The sequence below is a fragment of the Micrococcus sp. KRD012 genome, assembly GCF_017168555.1.
Classification (GTDB): domain Bacteria; phylum Actinomycetota; class Actinomycetes; order Actinomycetales; family Micrococcaceae; genus Micrococcus; species Micrococcus luteus.
The window spans coordinates 101149-125179 of sequence record NZ_JABFBB010000007.1; the positions used below are offsets into that span (position 1 = coordinate 101149).

Consider the following 24031-nt stretch of genomic DNA (forward strand, 5'->3'; position numbering starts at 1 on the left):
CCATGACCTCGACCGAAACCCGCCGCTCCGATCTGCGCAACGTGGCCATCGTGGCCCACGTGGACCATGGCAAGACCACGATGGTGGACGCCATGCTGCGCCAGACCGGTGCCTTCAACACGCACGGCGACGTCGCCGAGCGGGTCATGGACTCCGGGGACCTGGAGAAGGAGAAGGGGATCACGATCCTCGCCAAGAACACCACGGTGTTCTACTCCGGCCCGTCCGCCCCCGAGGGCGAGACCGTCACCATCAACGTGATCGACACCCCCGGCCACGCCGACTTCGGCGGCGAGGTGGAGCGCGGCCTGTCCATGGTGGACGGCGTCGTGCTGCTCGTGGACTCCTCCGAGGGCCCGCTGCCCCAGACCCGCTTCGTGCTCCGCAAGGCCCTCGCGGCCAAGCTGCCCGTGATCCTCGTGGTCAACAAGACGGACCGCCCGGACGCGCGCATCGACGGGGTCGTCTCCGACTCCATGGACCTGCTGCTCGGCCTGGCCTCGGACCTGGCCGAGGAGGACCCGGACCTGGACCTCGACTCGGTGTTGGACGTCCCCGTCGTCTACGCCTCGGGCAAGGCCGGCCGCGCCTCCCTGACCCAGCCCGCCGACGGCGCCCTGCCGGAGGCCGAGGACCTCGAGGCCCTCTTCAACGTGATCATGGAGCACATCCCGGCCCCGTCCTACACCGAGGGCGAGGTCCTCCAGGCGCACGTCACCAACCTGGACGCCTCCCCGTTCCTCGGCCGCCTCGCGCTGCTGCGCATCTTCAACGGCACCCTCCGCAAGGGCCAGCAGGTCGCGTGGGCCCGCCAGGACGGCGCCCTGAAGACCGTGAAGATCACCGAGCTGCTGGCCACCAAGGGCCTCGAGCGCGTGCCCGCGGAGGAGGCCGGCCCGGGCGAGATCGTCGCCGTCGCCGGCATCGAGGACATCATGATCGGCGAGACCCTCACCGACGCGGAGAACCCGAAGCCGCTGCCGCTGATCACGGTGGACGACCCGGCCATCTCCATGACCGTGGGCATCAACACCTCCCCGCTGGCCGGCCGCGTCAAGGGCGCCAAGGTCACGGCCCGCCAGGTGAAGGACCGCCTGGACAAGGAGCTGATCGGCAACGTCTCGCTCAAGGTGCTCCCCACCGAGCGCCCGGATGCGTGGGAGGTGCAGGGCCGCGGCGAGCTCGCCCTGGCCATCCTCGTGGAGCAGATGCGCCGCGAGGGCTTCGAGCTCACCGTGGGCAAGCCGCAGGTGGTCACCCGGACCGTGGACGGCAAGGTCCACGAGCCGATGGAGCGCATGACCATCGACATCCCCGAGGAGTTCATGGGCGCGGTCACGCAGCTCATGGCCGCCCGCAAGGGCCGCATGCAGGAGATGTCCAACCACGGCACGGGCTGGATCCGCATGGAGTTCCTGGTCCCGGCCCGCGGTCTGATCGGCTTCCGCACCCGCTTCCTCACCGAGACCCGCGGCGCGGGCATCGCCTCCTCCTACGCGGCCGGCTACGAGCCGTGGACCGGTGAGATCGAGTACCGCACCAACGGCTCCCTCGTGGCCGACCGGGCGGGCTCCGCCACGCCGTTCGCCATGATCAACCTGCAGGAGCGCGGCACCTTCTTCGTGCAGCCCGGCGCCGAGGTGTACGAGGGCATGATCGTGGGCGAGAACTCGCGCGCTGACGACATGGACGTGAACATCACCAAGGAGAAGAAGCTCACCAACATGCGTGCAGCCTCCTCCGAGTCGTTCGAGGGCCTGACGCCCCCGCGCCGGCTCACCCTCGAGGAGTCCCTCGAGTTCGCCCGCGAGGACGAGTGCGTGGAGATCACCCCCGAGGACATCCGCATCCGCAAGGTCGTCCTGGACGCCAACGAGCGCCTGAAGGCCGCGCGCGCCCGCGCCCGTGCCTGATCGCCCCCGCCGCCGCGCCCGGCCCGCCGACGTGGTGGGCGGGGCGCTGCTCGGCGTCGTCGCCGGCGCGCTCGGCACCGCCGTCCATCTGAACCTGGCCTCCCTGCCGGGCGGCTGGACCCTGCCCTGGGGTGCGGTGCTGGCGCTCGTGCTCGTGGTCTCGACACAGCGCTGGTGGATGGTCCGATGCGCGGGCCGCGGCGGGCGTGCCCTGCCGGCGGGGGCCGCGGTCGTCGTCGGCGCGTTCACCGCCGTCCTGGCCCTGCAGCGCCTGCCGCTGGACGATGCCCTGGGGGTGTCCTGGACGGCCGGCCTGTGGGCGGCGGCGCCGGGCGCCGTCGTCGCCTCCGTGGCCTGGAACGTCGGTCAGCCGGCGCTCGGCCTGGTCCTGCTGGCGGCGGGCCGGCGGCTGGACCGCCGACCCGCAGGGGCCGCCGACGGCGCCACGCGCCCCCGCCGGGCGACTGTGACCGCCCGCGAAACGCGTCCGGGGGAGCGAGTACCCTGGACCGCAGCCCCGCAACCCCGTGCCCAGAGAGAGGTGGACGGTCAGCCATGACCTACGTGATCGCGTTGCCGTGTGTGGACGTCAAGGACAAGGCGTGCATCGACGAATGCCCCGTGGACTGCATCTACGAGGGTGAGCGCATGCTCTACATCCACCCGGACGAGTGCGTCGACTGCGGTGCGTGCGAGCCGGTGTGCCCCGTCGAGGCCATCTACTACGAGGACGACACCCCGGACGAGTGGGCCGAGTACTACAAGGCCAACGTCGAGTTCTTCGACGACCTGGGCTCCCCGGGCGGGGCCGCCAAGCTGGGCATGATCGCCAAGGACCACCCGATCATCTCCGCCCTGCCCCTGCAGAACGCCGACGCCTGAGCCCCATGCTGACGCTGCCGGACTACCCGTGGGACACGCTCACCCCCTACCGTGAGCGTGCCGCCGCCCACCCGGACGGTGTCGCGGACCTGTCCATCGGAACGCCGGTGGATCCGACGCCGGCGCTGATCCGCCGGGCCCTGACCGAGGCCGCCGACGCGCACGGCTACCCGACGACGCACGGCACGGACGCCCTGCGTCGCGCGGTCGTCGACTGGTACGCCCGGCGCCGCGGGGTGTCCGGGCTGGACCCGGCGGCCGTGGTGCCCACGGTCGGGTCGAAGGAGTTCATCGCGTGGCTGCCCACGCTGCTCGGGCTGGGTGCAGGCGACGTCGTCGTCCACCCCGAGGCCGCCTACCCCACCTATGCGGTGGGCGCGCTGCTGGCCGGGGCGGAGGCCGTGGCCGCGGACGACCTCGACGCGCTGGCGCCCGAGGTGCGTGAGCGGGTGCGCCTCGTGTGGACCAACTCGCCGGCCAACCCCACCGGCGCCGTGCTGGACGCGGCGGCGCTGCGCCGCACGGTCGACGCCGCCCGTGGCGTGGGCGCCGTGGTGTGCGGGGACGAGTGCTACGCCGAGCTCGGCTGGGACGCGTGGGACGGGGCCGTCGTGCCCTGCATCCTGTCCGACGAGGTCTCCGGCGGCGACCTGACGGGCCTGCTGAGCGTCTACTCGCTGTCCAAGCAGTCCAACCTCGCCGGCTACCGCGCCGCGTTCGCCGCGGGGGATCCGCAGCTCGTGGCGACCCTGGTCAACACCCGCAAGCACGCGGGCATGATCGTGCCCGCCCCGGTGCAGCACGCGATGGCCGTGGCCCTGGCCGACGACGCGCACGTCGCGGAGCAGAAGGACCGCTACCGCCGCCGTCGGAACGCGCTGCGCACCGCGCTGGAGGCCTCCGGCCACACGGTGGACCACTCCGAGGCGGGGCTGTACCTGTGGACCCGGCGGGCGGACCTGGACCCGGCCGACGCCACGGCGCAGGACTCGTGGGACCTGCTGGGCGAACTGGCGGACCTGGGCATCATCGCCGGGCCCGGCGTGTTCTACGGTGCCGGCGGCGACGGCTACGTCCGCGTGGCGATCACCGCCACGGACGAGGCGGTCGCCCGGGCCGCGGCGAGACTCACCGCCCGCGGGCCGCGGACCGGCTGAGCCGGGGTCGGGGGCCGTCGTCGGGGGAAGCGACCGCGCGTCCCGGGCCGGTCCTTGATAGTTTGGAGCAGAGTCGTCCCCGTGTGGGCGCGCCCACATGGGCGTGCGAACCCGGGCCATCGAGAAGACAAGACGAGGGAGCACACCCGTGACCCATCACGAGTCCGTCCGGCTGACCGTCGGCGAGCAGAGCCTGGACCTGGGCGTCGAGCACGCCACAGAGGGCAACAACGGCATCAACATCGCCCCGCTCCTGAAGGAGACCGGCGACGTCACCTACGACCCGGGCTTCATGAACACGGCGAACGCCAAGTCGGCCGTCACGTACATCGACGGCGACCAGGGCATCCTGCGCTACCGCGGCTACGCCATCGAGGACCTCGCCGAGCACTCCTCCTTCATGGAGGTGGCCTACCTGCTGATCTACGGCGAGCTGCCCGAGTCCAAGGAGACCCTGGAGGCCTGGGAGACCAACATCCTGCGCCACAACATGGTGCACGAGGACCTCAAGCTGTTCTTCAACGGCTTCCCGCGGGACGCGCACCCCATGCCGGTGCTGTCCTCGTCCGTGTCCGCGCTGTCCACGTTCTACCCGGACTCCCTGGACCCGCACGACCCGGAGCAGGTCCACATCTCCACCGTGCGCCTGCTCGGCAAGCTGCCGGTGCTGGCCTCCTACGCGTTCAAGAAGTCGCTGGGCCAGCCGTTCATGTACCCGCACAACTCACTGAACTACGTGGAGAACTTCCTCCGCCTGTGCTTCGGCGTGCCGGCCGAGGAATACGACATCGACCCGGACGTGGTCAAGGCCCTCGACCTGCTGCTCATGCTGCACGCCGACCACGAGCAGAACGCCTCCACCTCCACGGTGCGCCTGGTCGGCTCCACCCAGGCCAACCTGTTCGCCTCGGTGTCCGCCGGCATCAACGCCCTCTACGGCCCGCTGCACGGCGGCGCCAACGAGGCCGTGCTGAACATGCTCCGGAAGATCAAGTCGGAGGGCATCACGCCCGAGGACTTCATGGAGAAGGTGAAGAACAAGGAGGACGGCGTCCGCCTGATGGGCTTCGGCCACCGCGTGTACAAGAACTACGACCCGCGGGCCAAGATCATCAAGAAGACCGCCGAGGACATCCTGGGCAAGATGGGCGGCAACGACGAGCTGCTGGAGATTGCCCAGCGTCTCGAGGAGAAGGCCCTCGCCGACGACTACTTCGTGGAGCGCAAGCTCTACCCGAACGTCGACTTCTACACCGGCGTGATCTACAAGGCCATGGGCTTCCCGGAGAAGATGTTCACCGTCCTCTTCGCCCTCGGCCGCCTGCCCGGCTGGATCGCCCAGTGGCGCGAGCTCATGGAGGACCCGGCCACCAAGATCGGCCGTCCGCGCCAGATCTACGTGGGCGAGCAGCTGCGCCAGTACCCGCAGCGCTGACCCGGGGGCGCTGACCCTGCGTTGGGGGGCGGTTTCGGGTGGTATTCCGATGGAATACCACCCGAAACCGCCCCCAATGCGTTCGCCGGAGCGTCTTCATGTCGAGGCGGAGGGGCCGAGGCGGCGTCGGACCACCGCGACGACGCCACGGAAGTCCTCGCGCCCGTCCGCCCAGGTGGCGCGGAGCGTCGTCCAGCCGCGTGCCTGGCCGTAGCGGTCCCGGCGGGCGTCGCGCGCCTGCTGCTCCCGCGTGCGGTGCCCCGCACCGTCGTACTGCAGGGCCAGGTGCACGTGACGGTAGGCCAGGTCGGCCACGGGGGAGAAGGGGTCCCCGGGCTCGAGCTCGGCCTGCAGCTCCGGCTCCGGCAGCCCGCCGGCCACGAGGGCGAGGCGCAGGCGGGTCTCGGGCGGCGAGTCCGCCCCGACGCGAACGGAATCCAGCGCCTCCCGGGCGGCCGGGCGGCCATGGAAGCGTCCGGACGCGCGCAGCGCGGACCGCAGCGCGGCGATCGTGGTGGCCGGATCCGTCCGGCCCGCGGGCGTCCACGGGTGCCTGACGGCGTGGTCGCCGGCGGCCACGAGGTCCTCGAACGTCCACGGGGGAGTCAGGGAGCACAGGTCCAGCCAGGTGCGATCGACGGTGGTGACGCGCAGGCCGTGCACGTGCGTGACGAACTCGGGCGCCAGCGGCCTGCGGTGGTCCATCAGTCCGGCCCGCCGGACGCGTCGCGTCCCCCGGGCCACGGTGAGGTGCACCGGCGGGTCGGCCTCGAGTTCGCCGGTGGCCGGGTCGCGCCGCCGCCAAGCTCGCGTGGGCATCGGCAGGCCGTGCAGGTGGGCCGCGGTCTCGTGGGAGAGGACGGCATCCGGGCGCCGGCGCAGGAGCGCGGCGAGGTGATCGGGGGAGAAGCCGTGCCCGGGCTCGGGCAGGCCCAGGTCGGCCCAGCCCGTGCCAGGGCGTGCCCGCTGCCGGTGGATGCCCTGCCCGACCCGCTCCAGGTCCGACCGGCGGGCGCGGTCGGGCGGCAGCCCCAGTCGGGCCAGGTCCATGGCCGACAGGACGGCGGGCTGGTCGGGCGGCAGAGGAGTCACGACGCGCGGCATGCACCCATCGGACGACGCCGGCGGGGCGCCTGGGGCGCACTGGCCGCGGCCGGGGGACGACGCGCGGGGCGGGCGCTGCTGTGCAGGAGCCGACGGCCCGCGCCGCGTGCCGCCGTCGTCGCCCCGCCCCCGGACCGCCGTGGAGCTCCGGGGGCGATAGTGGGCGTTATCCCGGCGGGATACCACCGGAAATCGCCCCCCCAACGCGGCGGGGAGCGGGGAGGGGAGGGAAGAGCCGCGGGGCGAGTGCGCCGGGTCAGTTCGCGTGCAGCGCCGCGTTCAGTTCGACGGTCCGGCCGGCGCGGGGGAGGGCCTCGACCCCGCCCGTGGTGGAGTTGCGGCGGAACAGCAGGTTCGGCACGCCGGAGAGGTCGACGGCCTTCACGGTCCGCGCCGCCTCGCCGTCCTGCAGCACGCTCACGCGCGTGCCCGCGGTGACGTACAGACCGGCCTCGACCACGCAGTCGTCGCCGACGGAGATGCCCACGCCGGAGTTCGCGCCGAGCAGCACGTGCTCGCCGATCACGATCCGCTGGGTGCCGCCGCCGGAGAGCGTGCCCATGATGGACGCGCCGCCTCCGACGTCGGACCCGTCGCCCACCACGACGCCGGCCGAGATCCGGCCCTCCACCATCGAGTGCCCCAGGGTGCCCGCGTTGAAGTTCACGAAGCCCTCGTGCATCACGGTCGTCCCCTCGGCAAGGTGGGCGCCCAGGCGCACCCGGTCCGCGTCGCCGATGCGCACCCCGGAGGGCACGACGTAGTCCGTCATGCGCGGGAACTTGTCCACGCCGTACACCTGCACGGCGCCGCGGGCACGCAGCCTCGCCCGCGTCAGCTCGAAGTCGGCGACCGCGCAGGGTCCGTGGTTCGTCCACACCACGTTGGTGAGCAGCCCGAAGACGCCGTTGAGGTTGAGCTCGTTCGGCCGCGTCAGGCGGTGCGAGAGGGCGTGCAGGCGCAGCCACGCGTCCGCGGTGGAGGCCGGGGCGGCGTCCAGGTCGACCTCCAGCTCGACGACGGCCTGCGTGGTCCCGCGGTCCGCGTCGTCCGCGGCGAGGGCGCGCAGGGTGTCGCGCAGCGAGGCGTCCGCAGCGGAGAGCGGGCCGGCCACGGGGGCGGGGAACCACACGTCCAGGACGGCGCCGTCGGCGGCCGTGGTGGCCAGGCCGTGGCCGGAGACGAGACGGGAGGAGGGCTGCTGTGCGGCGGTCTGGGTCATGCGCCTCAGCCTACTGAGTGGCGGTGGCACGCTGCGGGGCGACGGGAGGCGCGTCCGTAGACTGGACACATGAGTCTCACCCCCGTGTCCCTGCCCGACCTCGCCGATCCGGACCTCGACGTCGCGGCGCTCACCGCCACCCTGCTGGACGTGCGCTCCGTCTCGGGGGAGGAGGGGCCGCTGGCCGACGCCGTCGAGCAGGCCCTGCGCGCCCTCGGCGGCCTCGAGGTGCGGCGGTTCGGCGACGCCGTCGTCGCCCGCACCGCTCTGGGGCGGTCGACCCGCGTGATCCTGGCCGGGCACCTGGACACGGTGCCCCTGCCCACCGTGCCGGGCTCGCGCGGGACCGTGCCCTCGGCGTGGGACGGGGACGTGCTGTACGGCCGCGGGGCCGTGGACATGAAGTCCGGCGTCGCCGTGCAGCTGGCCCTGGCCGGCCGCTTCGGCCGCGCGGACGGCCCGACCCCCGTGCACGACGTCACGTGGGTGTTCTACGACCACGAGGAGGTCTCCTCGGACCTCTCGGGCCTCGCCCGCGTGGCCCGCCAGGCCCCCGAGCTGCTGGAGGGCGACTTCGCGGTGCTGCTCGAGCCGACCGACGGCGTCGTGGAGGGCGGCTGCAACGGCACGTGCCGGTACCGCGTCACCTTCTCCGGTGTCGCGGCGCACTCGGGCCGTGCGTGGCGCGGCGACAACGCGATCCACAAGCTGGCCCCCGTGCTCACCGCCCTGGCGGCGTACGAGCCGGCCACGGTCACGGTGGAGGGCCTGGAGTACCGCGAGGGGCTGCACGCGATCCGCGTGGCCGGCGGCGTCGCGGGCAACGTCATCCCGGACGAGGCGTCCGTGGACCTGAACTACCGGTTCGCTCCGGACAAGACCCTCGACCAGGCCCACGCGCACGTCCGCGCGGTGCTGGAGGGGGCCGGTGTGGACTGGGACGCCCAGGTGCGGATCGACGACGCCTCGCCCGCCGCCCGCCCCGGTCTGGACCGGCCGGCCGCCGCCGCGTTCGTCGCCGCCGTCGGGGGAGAGCCCCAGCCCAAGTACGGGTGGACGGACGTGGCGCGGTTCTCCCAGCTGGGCGTGCCCGCGGTCAACTTCGGCCCCGGCGACGCCCTCCTGGCCCACACGGACGACGAGCACGTGCCCCGCGAGGCGGTCCACGCGTGCCTCGCGGCGCTCGCGGCCTGGCTGGCCGGCTGACCCAACGACGTCGGCCGCCGCCACCCGCCGGACCCGCGGGCCTGCCGCGGCTCCGCCGGGTCAGGCCGCCGTGGCCGTGGACGCCCCGACGAGCGGGGTCGTGGGGGTGCTGGCGTCGCCGGCCGTCCGCGACGACAGCCGGCGCGAGAGCCGGGTGGCCGCCCAGGTGAGGAGGAAGTTGATGACGATGAAGATCACCGCGGCCACCACGAGGGACTGCAGGATGTTGCCGTTGCCGGAGCCGAGCTGGCGGGCGTACTGCAGGAGTTCGAAGAAGCCGATGAGGTAGCCCAGCGCCGAGTCCTTGAGGATCACCACGAACTGGCTCAGCAGCGAGGGCAGCATGGCGATGAGGGCCTGGGGCACCTCCACGAGCCGCAGGGACTGCATGCTCGTCATGCCCACCGCCGCGGCCGCCTCGCGCTGGCCGCGCGGCAGCGAGCGCACCCCGGAGCGCACCAGCTCCGCGATCACGGACCCGTTGTACAGGGTCAGTGCCGCGATCACCGCGTAGTACGGGCCGTCCTGGGGCTGGATCGCCCCGGTGCGCGCGACCTGTGCGAACAGCTGGTAGAAGAACACCATCATCACGAGCACCGGCACGGCCCGGAAGAACTCCACGACGACGGCGGCCAGCCAGCGCACCGGGCCGAACGGGGCCAGACGCAGGAAGCCGAACACCAGGCCGAACACCACGGAGGTGACCACGGCGATGCCCGCGGACTGCAGGGTGAACTGCAGGCCCGGCAGGTAGTAGTTCCGCCACGCGTCGCCGTCGACGGCGGCCAGCCAGCGGCGGCCGGAGAGCTGGCCGGTGGCGTTCATCTGGATCAGGACGAGCACCGCCACGGCCAGCACCGCGGCGAGGGCGACGAGGTTGGCGAGGAGGATCCGCCGGCGGGCGATCGGACCCGGGGCGTCGAAGAGGACGGAGGCCTGGGCGCTCATCGGGCCACCGCCCATTTCTTCGAGGCCCACGTGGTCAGCAGGCCGATGGGGATGACGATCAGGCAGAAGCCGATCGCGAAGGTCAGGAAGATCGCCACCATCACGTCCGGGCTGAACTCGATCATGCGCTTCATCAGGCCCGAGGCCTCCGCCACCGACGCCGCGGCGGCGACGGTGGTGTTCTTGGTCAGCGCGATCACGGTGTTGCCCAGCGGGGTGATGGCCCCGCGCAGCGCCTGGGGCAGGATCACGTGGCGGGCCGCGGGCAGGAAGCCCAGGCCGATGGAGCGGGCGGCCTCGGCCTGCCCGAGCGGGACGGTGTTGACGCCGGAGCGGATCGCCTCGCACATGAACGCCGCGTGGTAGAGCGAGAGCGCGATCACGGCGTAGATGAAGAAGTTCAGCGTGAAGTCGGACGAGAAGCTGACCTTCAGCTGCCCCCAGACGGCGAGCACGCCGAGCAGCATGATGATCGTCAGCGGGGTGTTGCGGACCACGTTGACGTAGCCGGTGCCGAGGGCGCGCAGCGAGGGGACGGGCGAGATGCGGAACAGGGCGAGCACCACGCCGAGGGCGAACGAGCCGAGGGTCGCGAGGAACGCGAGCCTGATGTTCGTCCAGAACGCGAGCGGGATGTCCGCGCCGTAGTCCGCGAGGAGCGAGGAGATCGATTCCATGTCTTCTCCGAGGGTCGGGACAGGGCTGACGGGCAGGGGAGCCGCCGGGCGGGCCGAGGGTGACGGTTCAGGTCACGTCCTCGGCCCACCCGGCGCAGGAGGCCGTCAGGCGCAGGGCTCGAACTCGGCGTCCTCGCCGGAGTTCAGCGTCTCGTCGTAGGCGTAGCCCGTGCCCTCGGTGTTGGACTCGAGGGCCTTCTTCCACTCGCCGGAGTCCTTCATCTCCTTGATGGCCTCGTTGATGTCCTCGCAGCGCTCCGAGTCCTTCGGCAGGCCGACGCCGTAGCGCTCCGTGGTGAAGGTGTTGCCGACGACCTTGAACTTGCCCTTGTTGGCGTCGGCGGCGGCCAGGCCCGCGAGGATGATGTCGTCCGTGGTCACGGCGTCCACCTGGCCGGACTCGAGGTAGGTCACGCATTCGGCGTAGCCGCCCTGCTCCACCAGGTTCACGCCGGAGGCGAACTGGTCCTTGATCTTCTGGGCCGAGGTGGAGCCGGTGACGGAGCAGAGGTTCTTCCCGTCGAGGGACTCGGGGCCGGTGATCGCGGTGTCGTCCGCGCGGACCAGCAGGTCCTGGCCGGCCACGAAGTACGGGCCCGCGAAGGCGACGCGCTCCTTGCGGGCGTCCGTGATGGAGTACGTCGCGAAGATCATGTCGACCTCGCCGTTCTCCAGGGCGTTCTCCCGGTTCGCGGACGGGGTCTGGACCCACTCGATGTCCTGCTCGGCCACGCCGAGCTTGTCCGCCACGTAGCGGGCCACGTCCGTGTCGAAGCCGGTGGGCTGGGCCGAGCCCTCGCGGTAGCCCAGGCCCGGCTGGTCGAACTTGATGCCGATGCGCAGGCTCTCGCCGGAGCCGGACGACGTCGACTCGCCGGCCGAGGACGAGCCGGCGGCGTCGCCACCGCCGCCCTGCGAGGACGACGGCGCGCAGGCGGTGAGGGACAGCGCGGCCGCGGCGGTGACGGCGGACAGGGTCAGGAGCTTCGTGCGGAGCATGGTGCTCTCCTCTGGTTCGGTGCGGTGGGGTGCGATGGGGGACGGGGTCAGTGCGCGAGGATCTTGCCCAGGAAGTCCTGGGCGCGCTCGTGTCGGGGGTTCGTGAAGAAGGTGTCGGGGTCGGTGTCCTCGAGGATGGCGCCGTCGGCCATGAAGACCACGCGGTCCCCGGCCTTGCGGGCGAAGCCCATCTCATGGGTGACCACGACCATGGTCATGCCGCCCTCGGCGAGCTGGACCATGACGTCGAGGACCTCCTGCACCATCTCGGGGTCGAGGGCGGAGGTCGGCTCGTCGAAGAGCAGGGCCTTCGGCTCCATCGCCAGGGCACGGGCGATGGCCACGCGCTGCTGCTGCCCGCCGGAGAGCTGGGCCGGCATCTTCCTCGCCTGCTGGGCCACGCCCACGCGCTCGAGCAGCTCCATGGCGTGCCGCTCGGCCTCCGCCCGGCGCTTGCCCTTCACCTTGATGGGCCCGAGGGTCACGTTCTCCAGGATCGACTTGTGCGCGAAGAGGTTGAAGGACTGGAAGACCATGCCGATCTCGGCGCGCAGCTGGGCGAGCTGTCTGCCCTCGGTGGGGAGCGGCCGCCCGTCGACCAGGATGCGGCCGCCGTCGTCGTCGATGGTCTCGAGCCGGTTGATCGTGCGGCACAGCGTCGACTTGCCGGAGCCGGACGGGCCGAGGACGATCGCCACCTGGCCGCGCGGGATCCGCAGGTCGATCTGTCGGAGGGCGTGGAAGTCGCCGAAGTGCTTGTTGACGCCCTCGAGGACGATCAGGTCATCGCCCGCGGCACCGCGACGGCGCCGCACACCGGCCTCGTCGGGGAGGTGGGCGCCGTGGGGCTGCTCAGGCGTGATCTGCGTCATGCCAGTGGAATATAGCGCACGCCACACCCGGCGCGGTGCGCCGTGCGACGCCGGCCCCGGCGGCCCGCCGGCTCGTTAGGCTGGCGCCATGGCCCCACATGAGCACCCCTCGGGCGGCGACGTCGCCGCCAAGCCCCAGCGCGTCCGCCGCGGCGGGCAGGTCCTGCGCGGGGAGGCGGCGCGCACCCCCACGTTCGACCAGCTCCTCCTCGACGGCCGGCGGCCCGGCGACGCCGCACGCCCCGCCGCCGACGTCGCCTCGACGACGTCCGAGGCCTGGCGTGTCCTGCGCATCCAGGCCGAGTTCGTCGAGGGCTTCGGCACCCTGGCGGGGCTGGGTCCCGCGGTCTCCGTGTTCGGCTCGGCGCGCACGCCCGAGGGCAGCGCCGAGTACGTCCTGGCCCACGAGGTCGGGACCCGCCTGGCCCGGGCCGGGTACACGGTCATCACCGGCGGGGGGCCCGGCGCCATGGCGGCCGCCAACCGGGGCGCCCACGAGGCCGGTGGAGAGTCCGTGGGCCTGGGGATCGACCTGCCGTTCGAGACCGGTCTGAACCCCTGGGTGCACGTGGGCGTGGACTTCCGCTACTTCTTCGTCCGCAAGGTCATGTTCCTCAAGTACGCGCAGGGGTTCATCGTGCTGCCCGGCGGCCTCGGCACCCTGGACGAGCTCTTCGAGGCCCTCACCCTCGTGCAGACCGGCACCGTCACCCGCTTCCCCGTGGTCCTCGTGGACCGCGGCTTCTGGGGCCCGCTCGTGGACTGGATCCGCGGCACGCTCGTGGAGCGCGGCATGATCTCGCCCGAGGACCCGGAGCTCGTCCAGCTCGTGGACACGGCGGAGGAGGCCGTCGCGTGCGTGCTCCGCTCGGCGGGGAGGGCCGACGCGTGAGCGGGCCGCAGTGGATCGTCCTCGTGGCCGTGCTCGTCGTCGTGCTGGCGGCCCTGGCCGCCGCCCTCGCGGGCCGGCTCACGCTCCGGGCCGACGACCCGGCCGGACGGATGCCCGGGCACCCCGTGCTGCTGCCGGAGCGGCCGCGCGCGGCGGATGTGGACCTGCTGCCGCTGGCCGTCGCGGTGCCCGGCTACCAGCGGGACCAGGTGGACGCCGTCCTGCTGCGGCTGCGGGACGCCCTCGCGGAACGCGAGGACGAGGCGACCGCGCTGCGGGCCCGGGTGGCCGAGCTCGAGGCCGCCGACCCCTCCCGGGGCGATCCGGCGGGGTACGCCTGAGTCGCGGGCCGGGCTCGGTGCGGGCCATCGTTTGGCGCGAGCACGCGGAATCCGCGATAATGGTGATGTGACCGGCCTCGCGCACGCCCGCGTGCGGGGGCGCCGGAGGCGTCCGGACAGTGCCCGCTCCCGCGGTCACCGGACGCCGTGACGGGAACATCATCCAGAAGGGAAGTCGCAATGGCCGCCATGAAGCCCCGCACCGGGGACGGTCCCATGGAAGTGACCAAGGAGGGGCGCAGCCTGATCATGCGCGTGCCGATCGACGGCGGCGGCCGTCTCGTGCTGGAGATCAACGCGGACGAGGCCCGCGAGCTCAAGGAGTGCCTCGAGGGCGTCATCCAGGCCTGAGCCCGGGACCCCTTCGACGCGGACGCCCCGCGCACCGTCGCGGTGCGCGGGGCGTCCGCGTCCCCGGCGACGCCGCGGATCAGCGGCGCACCGCGATCAGCACGCCCGTGCCGGAGGGGACGACGGCGGACAGCCAGTGCTCGTCCTCCCGGATGAGGCGGTCCACCGCCCGGGCGGACACGGTGGACTCGTCGCGCACGGCGGGCCGGGGAACGCGGTCCCCGTCGAGGGCGTCCACCACGACGAGCACGCCGCCGGGGGCGAGCATGCGCGCGGCCTGCTCGACGTCGAACTGACGCGCGGCCGGGTCCCCGTCCACCAGGACCATCTCATAGGCGCCGCTCGTGAGCCGGGGGAGGACGAGCCGGGAGCGCCCCGTGATCATGCGGGTGCGGCTCGTGGGCAGGCGGGCCTCCGAGAACGCCTCGCGGGCCGCACGCTGGGCCTCCGCGTCCGGGTCCACGGTGGTGAGGACCGTGCGCTCGGGCAGACCGCGCATCAGGGCGAGCCCCGAGACGCCGGCGCCCGTGCCCACCTCCACGACCGCCGCGGGGGCCCGTGTGGCCGCCAGCACCGTCAACAGGGCCGCCGTCCCCTCGCTCACCGGCGGCACGTCCAGCTCGGCGGCGCGCTCGCGGGCGCGCAGGACGACGTCGTCCTCGGTGGCCCGGCTCTCCGACCAGGCCCAGGACGCGTGCTTGTCGGTGGGCTGGGGCTGCAGGGCGCTCATGGCTGACTCCGGGACGACGACGGCGGGACCTCGCCCGCGGCACGGGCGACGCGGGCCAGTGTACGGGCCGGCACGCGGCCGCGACCCAGTGTTCTCCCAGGAGGCGGGCCGATGATGGGACACGGCACGAACCGGCTCCCGCCGTGCGGGAGGCCGTTCGCCGGACCGAGGACGCGAGGACCGAGGAGGTGGCCGCATGGGACGTCGACACACCCAGCGCCACATGGACGCCTACCTCGAGGGCTCCCTCCCCGCCGCGTCCCGGGCGCGCATCGCCCGCCACCTGGACCGCTGCCCCGAGTGCCGCGCCACCGTCCAGGCCCGGGCCCGCGTGCTCGACGCCGCCCGCACGGTGCACCAGCGTCCGGCCGGCGCCGTCGTCGCCCCGGTGCTGCGCGCCCGCGGCGTCTCCGGCCGCCTTGTGGTGGGGCTGCTCACCTTCGTCGTCCTGCTCGGCGGGCTGTTCACCGCGGTCTGGGTGGCCGGCGCGCCCCGCACCGCGGCCGTGCGCACGGCCCCGACCCCGACGGACACCGTCGCCCTGCCGGCGGCCGGGACCGCGTCGACGGACCGGCGCGGCACCGTCGCGGAGCTGCGGGGTCAGGGCTGGACGGTGCCCTCCCTCGTGGGGGCCGGACTGGAGCCGCTCACCGTGGACACCACCCAGACGGCCGAGGACGTGGAGGTCGTCGTCGGCTGGGGCCGGGACGAGCCGACCGTGACCGTCCGCGAGTGCCGACCCCGGATCGAGGGAGCCACCCCGGAGGGCTGTGCCTCGACCGCGCCCCTGAGCACGGGGGCACAGGAGCGTCGGCTGGCCGGCGGCGGCGTCTACCGGATCGTCCCGGCGGGGGAGCAGGACGGCTGGACGGCCGAGCTGACCACGCCCCAGGCCGCCTACCGCGTGGAGGCCACCCTGCCGGACGAGCGCGCGGACGCGGTCCTCACCCACCTGCTGGTCTCCGAGCGGGCACGGGTGCTCGAGCTGGGCGGCGGCGACGCCGTCGAGGAACGCCTCGAGCGAGGCCTCGAACGCATCGCGGACGCCGTGCCGCGCCCCCGCGGCTGAGCCGCCCCGCCCCTGCGGCTCCGGGCTGTGGGGCGGTGCCGCTCTAGTAGAGTTGGGAGGGTGTTTGGTATCAACGGCGGCGAGTTCATCATCTTGGCGGTGCTCGCGATCGTCATCCTCGGGCCGGAGAAGCTCCCCGAGTACACGCGCGCCTTCACCGACTGGCTGCGCGTCATGCGCGACAAGGCCGAGGGTGCCAAGGCGCAGTTCAAGGAGGAGACCGGCACGGACTTCGACGAGGTGGACTGGCGCAAGTACGACCCCCGCCAGTACGACCCGCGCCGCATCATCCGCGACGCGCTCCGCGAGCCTGCCGGCGGCTCGTCCACGCCCGCGTCCCGGGCGGCGCAGGCGACGGGCGTCAGCGCCGAGGACGTGCACGGCGGCCTCACCCGCCAGGACCTGGCGGACATGGATCCGCGCACGCTCTTCCGCCGCCCCGCCGGGGCCGGCAGCACCGCCGCCGCGGAGTCCGGTGCCGCCGCACAGACCCGGTCGACCGCGCCCGCCGCCGGGGCGGCCGCCGTGGGCGGCGCCGCCGCAGCCCTGATGGCCTCCGGCCGCGCCGAGGCCCTCGCCGAGGAGCGTCCTGCCGCCGTGGAGACCGCACCGGACCCCCTCGAGCTGCTCGGGCTGGCACCCGCCCCCTTCGACGTCGACGCGACCTGACGCCGTCGCGCGCGTCGGGTGCCCCGGCCGGGGCGCCGGCACCCGAGGTCAGCGCGGGGTGAACGGCAGCGGCCGCCCGGCCAGCCCGCGCGGCCGCACGGCCAGCCGCTGCGCGATCTCCGCCAGCGCCCGGCCCGCGGGGCTCTCCGGCGCGGACACCACCACGGGGTCGCCGGCGTCGCCGCCCGCCCGCAGCGCCGGGTCCAGGGGAACGGTGCCCAGCAGCGGCACCTGGGTGCCCAGCACCCCGGACAGCCGCTCCGCCACCTCGGCGCCACCGCCGGTTCCGAACACATCCAGGACGGTGCCGTCCGGCAGGGTCATCGGCCCCATGTTCTCCACGACGCCGGCCACGGTCTGGCCCGTCTGCTCCGCCAGCTGACCGGCGCGCGCGGCCACCTGCGCGGCGGCGTGCTGCGGCGTGGTCACCACGAGCAGCTCCGAGGCGGGCAGCAGCTGCGCCGTCGAGATCGCGATGTCCCCGGTGCCCGGGGGCAGGTCCACGAGCAGGACGTCCAGGTCGCCCCAGTGCACGTCCGTGACGAACTGTTCGAGCGCGCGGTGCAGCATCGGCCCGCGCCAGGCCACCGGCCGGTCCGCGTCGAGGAACATGCCGATCGAGATGACCTTCACGTCCCGCACCACGGGGGGCAGGATCATCCGGTCCAGCTTCGTCGGGGTGCCGGTCACGCCCAGGAGCCCGGGGATGGAGTAGCCGTGCACGTCCGCGTCGATCAGGCCGACGGCGAGTCCGCGCGCGGCGAGCGCGACCGCGAGGTTGGCCGTGACCGAGGACTTGCCCACGCCGCCCTTGCCCGAGGCCACCGCGAGGACGCGCGTGAGCGTGTCCTTCCCGAACGGGTTCGTCGGCCGGGCCGCGCGCAGGGCGTCCTGCAGCGCCAGGCGGCGCTCGGGCTCCATCACCCCGACGCGGACGTCCACGGACCCGCAGCCGGGTACGTCGGCGACGGCGGCGGCCACGTCCGTCTGGATCGTCCCGCGCAGGGGGCACGCGGCGATCGTGAGCAGCACCGCGACCTCGACGACGCCCGGGGCGGTCTCCACGACCGACTCCACCATGCCGAGGTCGGTGATCGGGCGGCGGATCTCGGGGTCCTGGACCGTGGCGAGCCGCTCCAGCACCCGGCGCTCGAGGTCGGTGCGGACCTCGGGCACGGGCAGGCCCAGGGCGCTCATCGGCCGCCCCCGTCCACCGGGCCCGCACCGCCGGCGGGGCCGGTCACCGGACCGGACCCCCCGGCCTCGCGGGCCTCCTGGGCCTCCTGCGCCGCGAGGGTGGCGAGCGTGGTGGTCGTGGGCTCGGCGCCGGCGTCGCCGCGCCGCGCATCCCGGCCGCGGCCCTTGGTCTTCTTGTTCTTGCGGGGCTGGGCCTCGGCGCCCGGGAGGCCGGCGCGCAGCTCCTCCCGGATCTCCTCCCGGATCTCCTCCCGCAGCTCGGCGCGCAGCGCCTCGCGGAGGTCGTCCCTGAGGTCGTCCTGGACGCCGCGCAGCTCGCCGCGCACGAAGTCGCGCGTGGCGACCTCCTGGACGGCCAGCCGCAGACCGGCGATCTCGCGGGTGAGGAACTCGGTGTCGGCGAGGTTGCGCTCGGCGCGGTCACGGTCCTCGCGCAGCGCGACCCTGTCCCGGTCGTCCTGGCGGTTCTGCGCCAGCAGGAGCAGGGGTGCGGCGTAGGACGCCTGGAGGGAGAGCATGAGCGTGAGCGCGGTGAAGCCGAGCTCGGCGGAGTCGAACCGCCACGCCATCGGGCCGAACGTGTTCCAGCCCAGCCAGGCGGCGCAGAACAGCGTCATCCAGACGAGGAACTGCGGGGTGCCCATGAAGCGGGCGATGCCCTCGGTGGCCTCGCCGAAGGCGTCCGGGTTCGGGGCCAGCCGGGGCACGCGGCGCCCGCTGGCGCTCAGCGGGGTGTCCAGGCCGGTGCCGCGGCCCGGGCGCAGGTCTCGCGCGGTCTGGGTCATGCTCACACCTCCGGTGTCGTGCGGCGGCGGGCCGCGGGGTCAGGTTGCGGGGCGGGTCTCGGCGTCGTCGAGGTCCATGGCCCGCCAGTCGTCGGGCAGGATGTGGTCGAGCAGGTCGTCCACGCTCACGGCCCCGACGACGCGGTCCTGCTCGTTCACCACGGGGATGCACGTGAGGTTGTAGGTCGCGAGCTCGCGGGTCACGTGGGCGATGGGGGCGAGGTCCGAGACGGCCTCGAGATCCTTGTCCATGATGTTGCCGATCGCCTCCGGCGGCGGGTACCGCAGCAGGCGCTGGAAGTGGACGACGCCGAGGAACCGGCCCGTCGGCGTCTCCAACGGCGGCCGGGCCACGATCACGAGCGAGGCCAACGCGGGGGAGATCTCCTGCTGTCGGATGGTCGCCATGGCCTCGGCCACGGTGGCCTCCGGGGGGAGGATGACCGGCACGGGGGTCATGAGCGAGCCCGCCGTGCCCTCCTCGTACTCGAGCAGGCGCCGGACGTCCTCGGCGTCCTCCGGCTCCATGCGTTCGAGCAGCAGCTCCTGCTGGGAGTCGGGCAGCTCGTGGAGCAGGTCCGCCGCGTCGTCCGGGTCCATCTCCTCCAGGACGTCGGCGGCGCGGTCGATGTCCAGCTGGGAGAGGATCTGCACCTGGTCGTCGTCGGGCAGCTCCTGGAGCACGTCCGCGAGGCGTTCGTTCTGCAGCTCCCTGGCGACCTCGACGCGGCGCTTCTCCGACATGTCGTGGAGCATGTCCGCCAGGTCGGCGGGCTTGAGGTCCTCGTGCGCGGCGAGGAAGCTCGTGGCCCCCTGCGGGTCGGCCTGCGCCGTCCAGCGGGCCTCGTCCCAGTTCAGCAGGAGGTGCTCGCCCCGCTGGGCGCGGCCGAAGGGGCCGCGGCCGACGATGCGGCGCACGTACAGGTCCGAGACCAGCCAGTCGCCGTTGCGCTGCTGCTCCAGCCCGATGTCCTCCAGGAAGGCCTCGCCCGACCCGTCGGAGAGGCGCACCTTCCGGTCGAAGAGGTCGGCGGCCACCATCTGCTCGGCGCCACGGCGGGAGAACCGGCGCAGGTTGATCAGCCCGGTCGTGATGATCCGGCCCGAGTCCATGGACGTCACCCGCGTCATCGGGACGAAGACGCGCTTCTTGCCGGGGACCTCGATCACGAGGCCGGTGGCGAACGGGGCTGCGGCGGGGCCGCGGTCCAGCACGACGACGTCGCGCAGCCGTCCCAGGCGGTCGCCGAGGGGGTCGAAGACGTCCAGGCCCAGCAGGCGGGCCACGAAGATCTTGGGGGAGCTCACCGACCCAGCCTACGGCGTGCCGGACCGCGGCTCCGTGTCCGCGTACGGCGGACCGCCGCCCGCCCGGGCGCCGGGCCGGGCACAATGGGTCCATGTCGTTCATGATGTCCAACCCTCAGCCCGGCGCCGAGCAGGGCCTGCCCCGCGGAGAGCTGCTGGCCACCTACGCCACCTACGCGCAGGCGCGCGAGCAGGTGGACCGCCTCGCCGCCACGGACTTCCCCGTGAGCGCCGTGTCGATCGTGGGCAAGGACCTGCGGGTCGTGGAGCGGGTGCGCGGCCGGCTGAACTACGCCCAGGTGGCGTTGTCCGCGGGTGTGCGCGGCGTGTTCTTCGGCGGACTGATCGGCATGTTCCTCTACCTGCTGGCCCCCGAGGCCGGCCCGGGGCAGATCCTCACCTCCATGCTGCTGGGCCTGGCGGTGTGGCTGATCTTCGGCGTGATCGGCTTCGCGATGCGTCGGGGCCAGCACGGCTTCGCGTCCTCGCAGGCCGTCGTGCCGACGGCCTTCGACCTCGTGGTCGCGTTCGACCACGCCGCCCGCGCCCGCCAGGAGCTGGGCCTGGGCGGTGCCGCGGCCCCGACGCCGCAGCCGGCCCCGCAGCCGGCGCCCGCCCCCGCCGCGGAGGAGGCCGGGGGCGGGTCCGTGCAGGCCACCCCGGCCGCCGCGCCGTCGTCGGGCGGGTCCCACGCGGCGCCGGCCCCCGGCGGAGCCAAGGCGTCGGCCCGGCCCACTCCGGAGGCGGACACCGCGCCCACCGGCCTGGACCGCTCCTACGGCGTGACCCTGCCCCCGGAGGAGGTCGCCAAGCTCATCGAGGCGCGCGGCGGCCACCCGCCCCGGCCCCAGGACGAACCGCGCGGCTGAGCCCCGTCAGAGGGACCAGGACTCGAGTCGCCGGAGCATGTCGCGCTTCTTGCTCGCATGACCGTGCATCCGGCCCAGGATGTCGCCGAGGACGGTGACGGCGCGGTCGATGTACGGGCCCTTGTTCAGCATCGCGGCCTCGGCCCGCTGCGCCATCGCGGCGTCCGTGATCTCCGCCCGTGAGGGCAGGCCGGTCTTGGCGAGGGACTCGAGGACCTGGGTGGCCCAGATCGCGGGCACGTGCGCGGCCTCGCACAGCCACAGGATCTCCTCCTGCAGCTCGGCCATGCGTTCGAAGCCGGCCTCCACCGCCAGGTCGCCGCGGGCGATCATCACCCCGACGTCCCGCCAGCGCATCGCCTCGAGCAGCATCCGCGGCAGCTGACGGAAGGCCTCCACCGTCTCGATCTTCAGCGTGATGTCCACGTCCGGCGCGTCCTCGGCCTCGAGCGCATCGATCAGCTGGGCCACGTCCTCGGCCGAGCGGACGAAGGACATGTTCACCATGTCCGCGTGGCGGGCCGCGAACGGGATGTGGGCGAGGTCCTCGTCCGTGAGGGCCGGGATGGCCAGGTGCGTGTCCGGGAAGTTCACGCCCTTCTCCGCCTTGAGCTTCGCCCCGCGCGGGCCGGCCTGGGTCACCTCGAGGGTGATCTCGTCGTCGGACACCGCCGTGATCCGCGCGCCGATCCGTCCGTCGTCGAGGGAGACCCGGTCGCCGACCGCCGCGTCCGCGAACGCCTGCGCCAGGGTGAGGCCGATCCGGTAGGGCGGCGTGTCGACCGCGGGGACCGGCTCGAGCGAGCGGGCCAGCACGATCTCCTCGCCCTCGTGCACGCGCATGGACTGCTCGAGCGGGGGCAGCGGCCCGACCTCGAGCGGCCCGTGCGGCGTCGTCAGCGCCGTGCCCGTCGCCCAGTAGACCGTCTTGTCCGCCTGCACGAGCACGCCCTCGCCGTCCACCTGCTCGACCTCGAGCCTGCGGTGAGCGCCACGCGCGTCGGTCAGCTCGATCTCGTCGCCGCGCTGCAGGACCGCCAGGGTCGTCCCCTCCGGGTCCGCGAGCGGCACGACGACGGCGCCGTCCGGCCGGTCCGCTGTGGCCACGGCGTCGTGGGGCCCGGCGGCGAGCCACACGCGGGAGGGCTCGGTGACGATCCCGGAGGGGTCCCGGGCGGGCTTCACCTTCACGACGCGCGGGCCCGGCTCGATGGGGCCCGTGCGCACCTTCGGCCCGGCCAGGTCCATCGCGACCAGGGGCGCGGGCCGGCCCGCACCGGCGCACCGGCGGACCGCCGCGATCATGGCGGCCCACGCCTGCTCGTCGTCATGGGCGCAGTTCACGCGCGCCAGGTCCATGCCGGCCTCGGCGATCCGGGCCACGAGCTCCGGGTCCGTGGCGGCCTCGGAGGGCATGGTCACCATGATGCGCGCGTCCCGGTCGCCGCGGGCCGGACCGAGCAGGCTCGCCGCGTTGCGGGCGAGGATGGCGCGGCCCTCGGCGGAGGTCAGGGCGTCGTCCTCGGGCGCGGGGGCGGGGTCGCCGTCGAGTGCGCGGGCGGCGGCCAGCACGGCGTCCACGTGGCCCAGCACGCCGGCCTCCATGCGGCCCAGAGAGGACAGTCCGGCGTCGCTCAGCGCCTCCTGCAGGGGCCGCAGGTCGGTGCCGCGCAGGGCGACGTAGTGCACGAGGTTCCGGGCCGAGGCCCGGTGGCGCTCCCGGGCGCGGGAGATGAGGTCGGCGTGCTCCGCCTCGGCGGAGAGGAGGCGGTCGCGGAGGGCGGTGAGCTCGGTGGTCAGGTCGATACCCATGGTCCGAACCCTAGGGGCGCCCTCCGCGCCGGATCACGCCTGGAGCCGCGCCATCCAGGCCTCGATCTCGTCCGGGGTGCGGGGGAGGACCGCGGAGAGGTTCTCGGCCCCGTCCTCGGTCACGAGGATGTCGTCCTCGATGCGCACGCCGATGCCGCGGTACTCCTCGGGGACGGCCAGGTCCTCCTCCTTGAAGTACAGACCCGGCTCGATCGTGAAGACCATGCCCGGCTCGAGCACGCCGTCCAGGTAGAGCTCCCGCTTGGCCTGCGCGCAGTCGTGCACGTCGAGGCCGAGGTGGTGCGAGGTGCCGTGGGGCATCCAGCGCCGGTGGTGCTGGCCCTCGTCCGATAGCGCGACCTCGGCCGAGACCGGCAGCAGGCCCCAGCCGTCGAGGCGGTCGACGAGCACCCGCATGGCCTCGGCGTGGAGCTCGCGGAACCGGATGCCGGGGCGCACGATCGCGAAGGCGGCGTCCGCGGCGTCGAGGACCGCCTGGTAGATGCGGCGCTGCACGTCCGTGAACGTGCCGGACACGGGCAGGGTGCGGGTGATGTCCGCGGTGTAGAGGGAGTCGTCCTCGACGCCGGCGTCGAGCAGCAGCAGCTCACCCGGGCGCACGGCGCCCGTGTTGCGGATCCAGTGCAGGATCGTGGCGTTGTTGCCGGAGGCCGCGATCGTGTCGTAGCCCAGGTCGTTGCCCTCGAGGCGGGCGCGGGCGAAGAAGGCGCCCTCGACCACGCGCTCGCCGCGGTCGTGGCCCACGGCGCGCGGCAGGGCCCGCACGACGTCCTCGAAGCCCGCGATGGTCGCGGCCACCGAGGCGCGCATCCGCTCGACCTCCCACGCGTCCTTCACCAGGCGCAGCTCGGAGAGGAACTCGGCGGTCTGGGCGTCGGCCTCGGCCGCGGCGGTCAGGTCCACGCCGGCCTCGGTCCGGACGGCGGCCAGCAGCGCGTCCACGTCCTGGTCGGTCTCGGCCAGCAGCCGCACCGCGGTGCCGTCCGCGGCCACGTTCTTGGTCACGGCGGACTCGAGCTCCTCGAGCCCCGCCGTGCGCAGGCCCGTGCGGGCGGCCAGGCCGGCCAGGGTCGGACGGGGGCCGATCCAGAACTCGCCCGAGCGCGAGTCCGCGTAGAACTGCTCGGTGTCCCGGCCGGCCAGGGGACGGAAGTACAGGGTGGCGGTGTGGTCCGTGCCGTCGTCGCCGGTGCCCGGGTCCGCGGGCTCGAGCACGAGCACGGCGTCCGGCTCGTGGTCCACGCCGAGGCCCGTCAGGTGGGCGAACGCGGAGTGCGCGCGGAAGCGGTAGTCGGTGTCGTTCGAGCGGACCTTGAGGCGGCCGGCCGGCACCACGATCCGCTCGCCCGGGAAGCGCGCGGACACGGCGGCCCGCCGCCGGGCGGCGTACGGGGCCGAGGCGTCGGCGTCGGGCAGGGCGTCCGACGACGGCGCCCAGTCGGAGGCCATGAAGTCGCGGAAGGCGTTCGAGGCGGGGCGCTGCGAGCGGTTGTCGACGCGCTCGGCCAGCGGCTGGGGGTTCACCGCGCCGGTGCCGTCGGCGCCCGCCTCGGGGGTGGCGGCGGGCTGGTC

Annotated in this window: 24 protein-coding genes; 12 read left to right on the top strand and 12 right to left on the bottom strand. The window is 73.8% G+C overall.

Annotated elements, in window-relative coordinates; genetic code table 11:
• Positions 1-2 precede the first annotated feature (2 nt).
• From typA to J1M37_RS03880, 5 genes are all read left to right on the top strand, one after another.
• A complete protein-coding gene (gene typA, locus J1M37_RS03860) occupies positions 3-1913 on the top strand; it encodes a translational GTPase TypA (protein WP_002855163.1) in 1911 nt (636 codons plus the stop codon).
• Positions 1906-2472, top strand: coding sequence for a hypothetical protein (locus tag J1M37_RS03865; protein WP_206452144.1), 567 nt, complete (start codon positions 1906-1908; stop codon positions 2470-2472). The genes typA and J1M37_RS03865 overlap by 8 nt, the downstream gene beginning before the upstream one ends.
• Positions 2469-2795, top strand: a complete 327-nt coding sequence (gene fdxA, locus J1M37_RS03870) for a ferredoxin (protein ID WP_002855160.1) — start codon at positions 2469-2471, stop codon at positions 2793-2795. Before J1M37_RS03865 ends, fdxA begins: the two co-directional genes overlap by 4 nt.
• A 5-nt stretch (positions 2796-2800) precedes the next feature.
• Positions 2801-3952, top strand: coding sequence for a succinyldiaminopimelate transaminase (dapC, locus tag J1M37_RS03875; protein ID WP_206452145.1), 1152 nt, complete (start codon positions 2801-2803; stop codon positions 3950-3952).
• A 148-nt stretch (positions 3953-4100) separates the two neighbouring features.
• Positions 4101-5387: a citrate synthase gene (locus J1M37_RS03880; protein ID WP_081339279.1), complete on the top strand. Its 1287-nt coding sequence runs from the start codon at positions 4101-4103 to the stop codon at positions 5385-5387.
• Between the two features lie 96 nt (positions 5388-5483).
• On the opposite strand, the gene J1M37_RS03885 is transcribed toward J1M37_RS03880, so the two are convergent.
• Together J1M37_RS03885 and dapD are read right to left on the bottom strand one after the other, a co-directional pair.
• On the bottom strand, positions 5484-6479 hold the full coding sequence (locus tag J1M37_RS03885) for a hypothetical protein (protein ID WP_342345111.1): 996 nt from the start codon (positions 6477-6479) through the stop codon (positions 5484-5486).
• A gap of 268 nt (positions 6480-6747) precedes the next feature.
• Positions 6748-7713: a 2,3,4,5-tetrahydropyridine-2,6-dicarboxylate N-succinyltransferase gene (gene dapD / locus J1M37_RS03890; RefSeq protein WP_206452147.1), complete on the bottom strand. Its 966-nt coding sequence runs from the start codon at positions 7711-7713 to the stop codon at positions 6748-6750.
• A 69-nt stretch (positions 7714-7782) separates the two neighbouring features.
• On the opposite strand from dapD, the gene dapE reads away from it, so the two are divergent.
• Positions 7783-8919 (top strand): succinyl-diaminopimelate desuccinylase, encoded by a 1137-nt coding sequence (gene dapE / locus J1M37_RS03895; RefSeq protein WP_206452148.1) that lies wholly within the window; start codon positions 7783-7785, stop codon positions 8917-8919.
• 60 nt (positions 8920-8979) lie between these two features.
• Here dapE and J1M37_RS03900 read toward each other — a convergent pair whose 3' ends face one another.
• The 4 genes from J1M37_RS03900 to J1M37_RS03915 form a co-directional block, all read right to left on the bottom strand.
• Entirely contained in the window at positions 8980-9867 is an 888-nt protein-coding gene (locus J1M37_RS03900) for an amino acid ABC transporter permease (protein WP_206452149.1), read from the bottom strand.
• Positions 9864-10544: an amino acid ABC transporter permease gene (locus J1M37_RS03905; RefSeq protein ID WP_206452150.1), complete on the bottom strand. Its 681-nt coding sequence runs from the start codon at positions 10542-10544 to the stop codon at positions 9864-9866. Before J1M37_RS03905 ends, J1M37_RS03900 begins: the two co-directional genes overlap by 4 nt.
• A gap of 105 nt (positions 10545-10649) precedes the next feature.
• On the bottom strand, positions 10650-11543 hold the full coding sequence (locus tag J1M37_RS03910; RefSeq protein WP_206452151.1) for a glutamate ABC transporter substrate-binding protein: 894 nt from the start codon (positions 11541-11543) through the stop codon (positions 10650-10652).
• A gap of 47 nt (positions 11544-11590) precedes the next feature.
• Entirely contained in the window at positions 11591-12325 is a 735-nt protein-coding gene (locus J1M37_RS03915; RefSeq protein WP_206452235.1) for an amino acid ABC transporter ATP-binding protein, read from the bottom strand.
• 178 nt (positions 12326-12503) lie between these two features.
• Here J1M37_RS03915 and J1M37_RS03920 point away from each other — a divergent pair, with 178 nt between their 5' ends.
• The 3 genes from J1M37_RS03920 to J1M37_RS03930 all read left to right on the top strand — a co-directional run bounded on the left by J1M37_RS03920 (position 12504) and on the right by J1M37_RS03930 (position 13999).
• The gene (locus J1M37_RS03920; RefSeq protein WP_206452152.1) at positions 12504-13307 is read left to right on the top strand and encodes an LOG family protein; all 804 of its coding nucleotides are present in this window, start codon (positions 12504-12506) and stop codon (positions 13305-13307) included.
• Positions 13304-13648, top strand: a complete 345-nt coding sequence (locus J1M37_RS03925; protein ID WP_206452153.1) for a cell division protein DivIVA — start codon at positions 13304-13306, stop codon at positions 13646-13648. Before J1M37_RS03920 ends, J1M37_RS03925 begins: the two co-directional genes overlap by 4 nt.
• Positions 13649-13828: 180 nt before the next feature.
• A complete protein-coding gene (locus tag J1M37_RS03930) occupies positions 13829-13999 on the top strand; it encodes a DUF3117 domain-containing protein (protein WP_002855133.1) in 171 nt (56 codons plus the stop codon).
• A 79-nt stretch (positions 14000-14078) separates the two neighbouring features.
• Here J1M37_RS03930 and J1M37_RS03935 read toward each other — a convergent pair whose 3' ends face one another.
• Positions 14079-14729: an O-methyltransferase gene (locus tag J1M37_RS03935; RefSeq protein WP_036316483.1), complete on the bottom strand. Its 651-nt coding sequence runs from the start codon at positions 14727-14729 to the stop codon at positions 14079-14081.
• A 196-nt stretch (positions 14730-14925) separates the two neighbouring features.
• On the opposite strand from J1M37_RS03935, the gene J1M37_RS03940 reads away from it, so the two are divergent.
• Complete coding sequence (locus J1M37_RS03940) at positions 14926-15798, top strand: anti-sigma factor family protein (RefSeq protein ID WP_206452154.1); 873 nt, start codon at positions 14926-14928, stop codon at positions 15796-15798.
• A gap of 60 nt (positions 15799-15858) precedes the next feature.
• The gene (locus J1M37_RS03945) at positions 15859-16467 is read left to right on the top strand and encodes a twin-arginine translocase TatA/TatE family subunit (protein ID WP_049147241.1); all 609 of its coding nucleotides are present in this window, start codon (positions 15859-15861) and stop codon (positions 16465-16467) included.
• A 48-nt stretch (positions 16468-16515) separates the two neighbouring features.
• Here J1M37_RS03945 and J1M37_RS11660 read toward each other — a convergent pair whose 3' ends face one another.
• Genes J1M37_RS11660 through J1M37_RS03960 form a run of 3 tightly spaced genes read right to left on the bottom strand, consistent with a single transcriptional unit; the run spans position 16516 to position 19757 of the window.
• The gene (locus J1M37_RS11660) at positions 16516-17664 is read right to left on the bottom strand and encodes an Mrp/NBP35 family ATP-binding protein (protein WP_119217188.1); all 1149 of its coding nucleotides are present in this window, start codon (positions 17662-17664) and stop codon (positions 16516-16518) included.
• Positions 17661-18449, bottom strand: a complete 789-nt coding sequence (locus J1M37_RS03955) for a DUF1003 domain-containing protein (RefSeq protein WP_012751005.1) — start codon at positions 18447-18449, stop codon at positions 17661-17663. Before J1M37_RS03955 ends, J1M37_RS11660 begins: the two co-directional genes overlap by 4 nt.
• Positions 18450-18488: 39 nt before the next feature.
• Positions 18489-19757, bottom strand: a complete 1269-nt coding sequence (locus tag J1M37_RS03960) for a magnesium transporter MgtE N-terminal domain-containing protein (protein ID WP_010080556.1) — start codon at positions 19755-19757, stop codon at positions 18489-18491.
• A 92-nt stretch (positions 19758-19849) separates the two neighbouring features.
• Here J1M37_RS03960 and J1M37_RS03965 point away from each other — a divergent pair, with 92 nt between their 5' ends.
• Positions 19850-20626 (top strand): general stress protein, encoded by a 777-nt coding sequence (locus J1M37_RS03965; protein WP_049147247.1) that lies wholly within the window; start codon positions 19850-19852, stop codon positions 20624-20626.
• Between the two features lie 6 nt (positions 20627-20632).
• Here the strand turns inward: J1M37_RS03965 and J1M37_RS03970 are convergent, their stop codons facing one another.
• Both J1M37_RS03970 and J1M37_RS03975 read right to left on the bottom strand, forming a co-directional pair.
• Positions 20633-22438 carry a pyruvate kinase gene (locus tag J1M37_RS03970; protein WP_206452155.1) on the bottom strand — a complete coding sequence of 602 codons (1806 nt, stop codon included), beginning with the start codon at positions 22436-22438 and terminating at the stop codon, positions 20633-20635.
• A 33-nt stretch (positions 22439-22471) separates the two neighbouring features.
• On the bottom strand, positions 22472-24031 hold a 1560-nt coding region (locus tag J1M37_RS03975), incomplete at its 5' end, for an aminopeptidase P family protein (RefSeq protein WP_241250823.1).

Bases quoted from the DNA above. Each gene is read 5' to 3' on its own strand.
- J1M37_RS03930 (WP_002855133.1), top strand. From the start codon at position 13,829: ATGGCCGCCATGAAGCCCCGCACCGGGGACGGTCCCATGGAAGTGACC.
- dapC (WP_206452145.1), top strand. From the start codon at position 2,801: ATGCTGACGCTGCCGGACTACCCGTGGGACACGCTCACCCCCTACCGT.
- J1M37_RS03970 (WP_206452155.1), bottom strand. From the start codon at position 22,438: ATGGGTATCGACCTGACCACCGAGCTCACCGCCCTCCGCGACCGCCTC.
- J1M37_RS03910 (WP_206452151.1), bottom strand. From the start codon at position 11,543: ATGCTCCGCACGAAGCTCCTGACCCTGTCCGCCGTCACCGCCGCGGCC.
- J1M37_RS11660 (WP_119217188.1), bottom strand. From the start codon at position 17,664: ATGAGCGCCCTGGGCCTGCCCGTGCCCGAGGTCCGCACCGACCTCGAG.
- dapD (WP_206452147.1), bottom strand. From the start codon at position 7,713: ATGACCCAGACCGCCGCACAGCAGCCCTCCTCCCGTCTCGTCTCCGGC.
- J1M37_RS03935 (WP_036316483.1), bottom strand. From the start codon at position 14,729: ATGAGCGCCCTGCAGCCCCAGCCCACCGACAAGCACGCGTCCTGGGCC.
- J1M37_RS03905 (WP_206452150.1), bottom strand. From the start codon at position 10,544: ATGGAATCGATCTCCTCGCTCCTCGCGGACTACGGCGCGGACATCCCG.
- fdxA (WP_002855160.1), top strand. From the start codon at position 2,469: ATGACCTACGTGATCGCGTTGCCGTGTGTGGACGTCAAGGACAAGGCG.
- typA (WP_002855163.1), top strand. From the start codon at position 3: ATGACCTCGACCGAAACCCGCCGCTCCGATCTGCGCAACGTGGCCATC.
- J1M37_RS03920 (WP_206452152.1), top strand. From the start codon at position 12,504: ATGGCCCCACATGAGCACCCCTCGGGCGGCGACGTCGCCGCCAAGCCC.
- J1M37_RS03940 (WP_206452154.1), top strand. From the start codon at position 14,926: ATGGGACGTCGACACACCCAGCGCCACATGGACGCCTACCTCGAGGGC.
- J1M37_RS03900 (WP_206452149.1), bottom strand. From the start codon at position 9,867: ATGAGCGCCCAGGCCTCCGTCCTCTTCGACGCCCCGGGTCCGATCGCC.
- dapE (WP_206452148.1), top strand. From the start codon at position 7,783: ATGAGTCTCACCCCCGTGTCCCTGCCCGACCTCGCCGATCCGGACCTC.
- J1M37_RS03955 (WP_012751005.1), bottom strand. From the start codon at position 18,449: ATGACCCAGACCGCGCGAGACCTGCGCCCGGGCCGCGGCACCGGCCTG.
- J1M37_RS03965 (WP_049147247.1), top strand. From the start codon at position 19,850: ATGTCGTTCATGATGTCCAACCCTCAGCCCGGCGCCGAGCAGGGCCTG.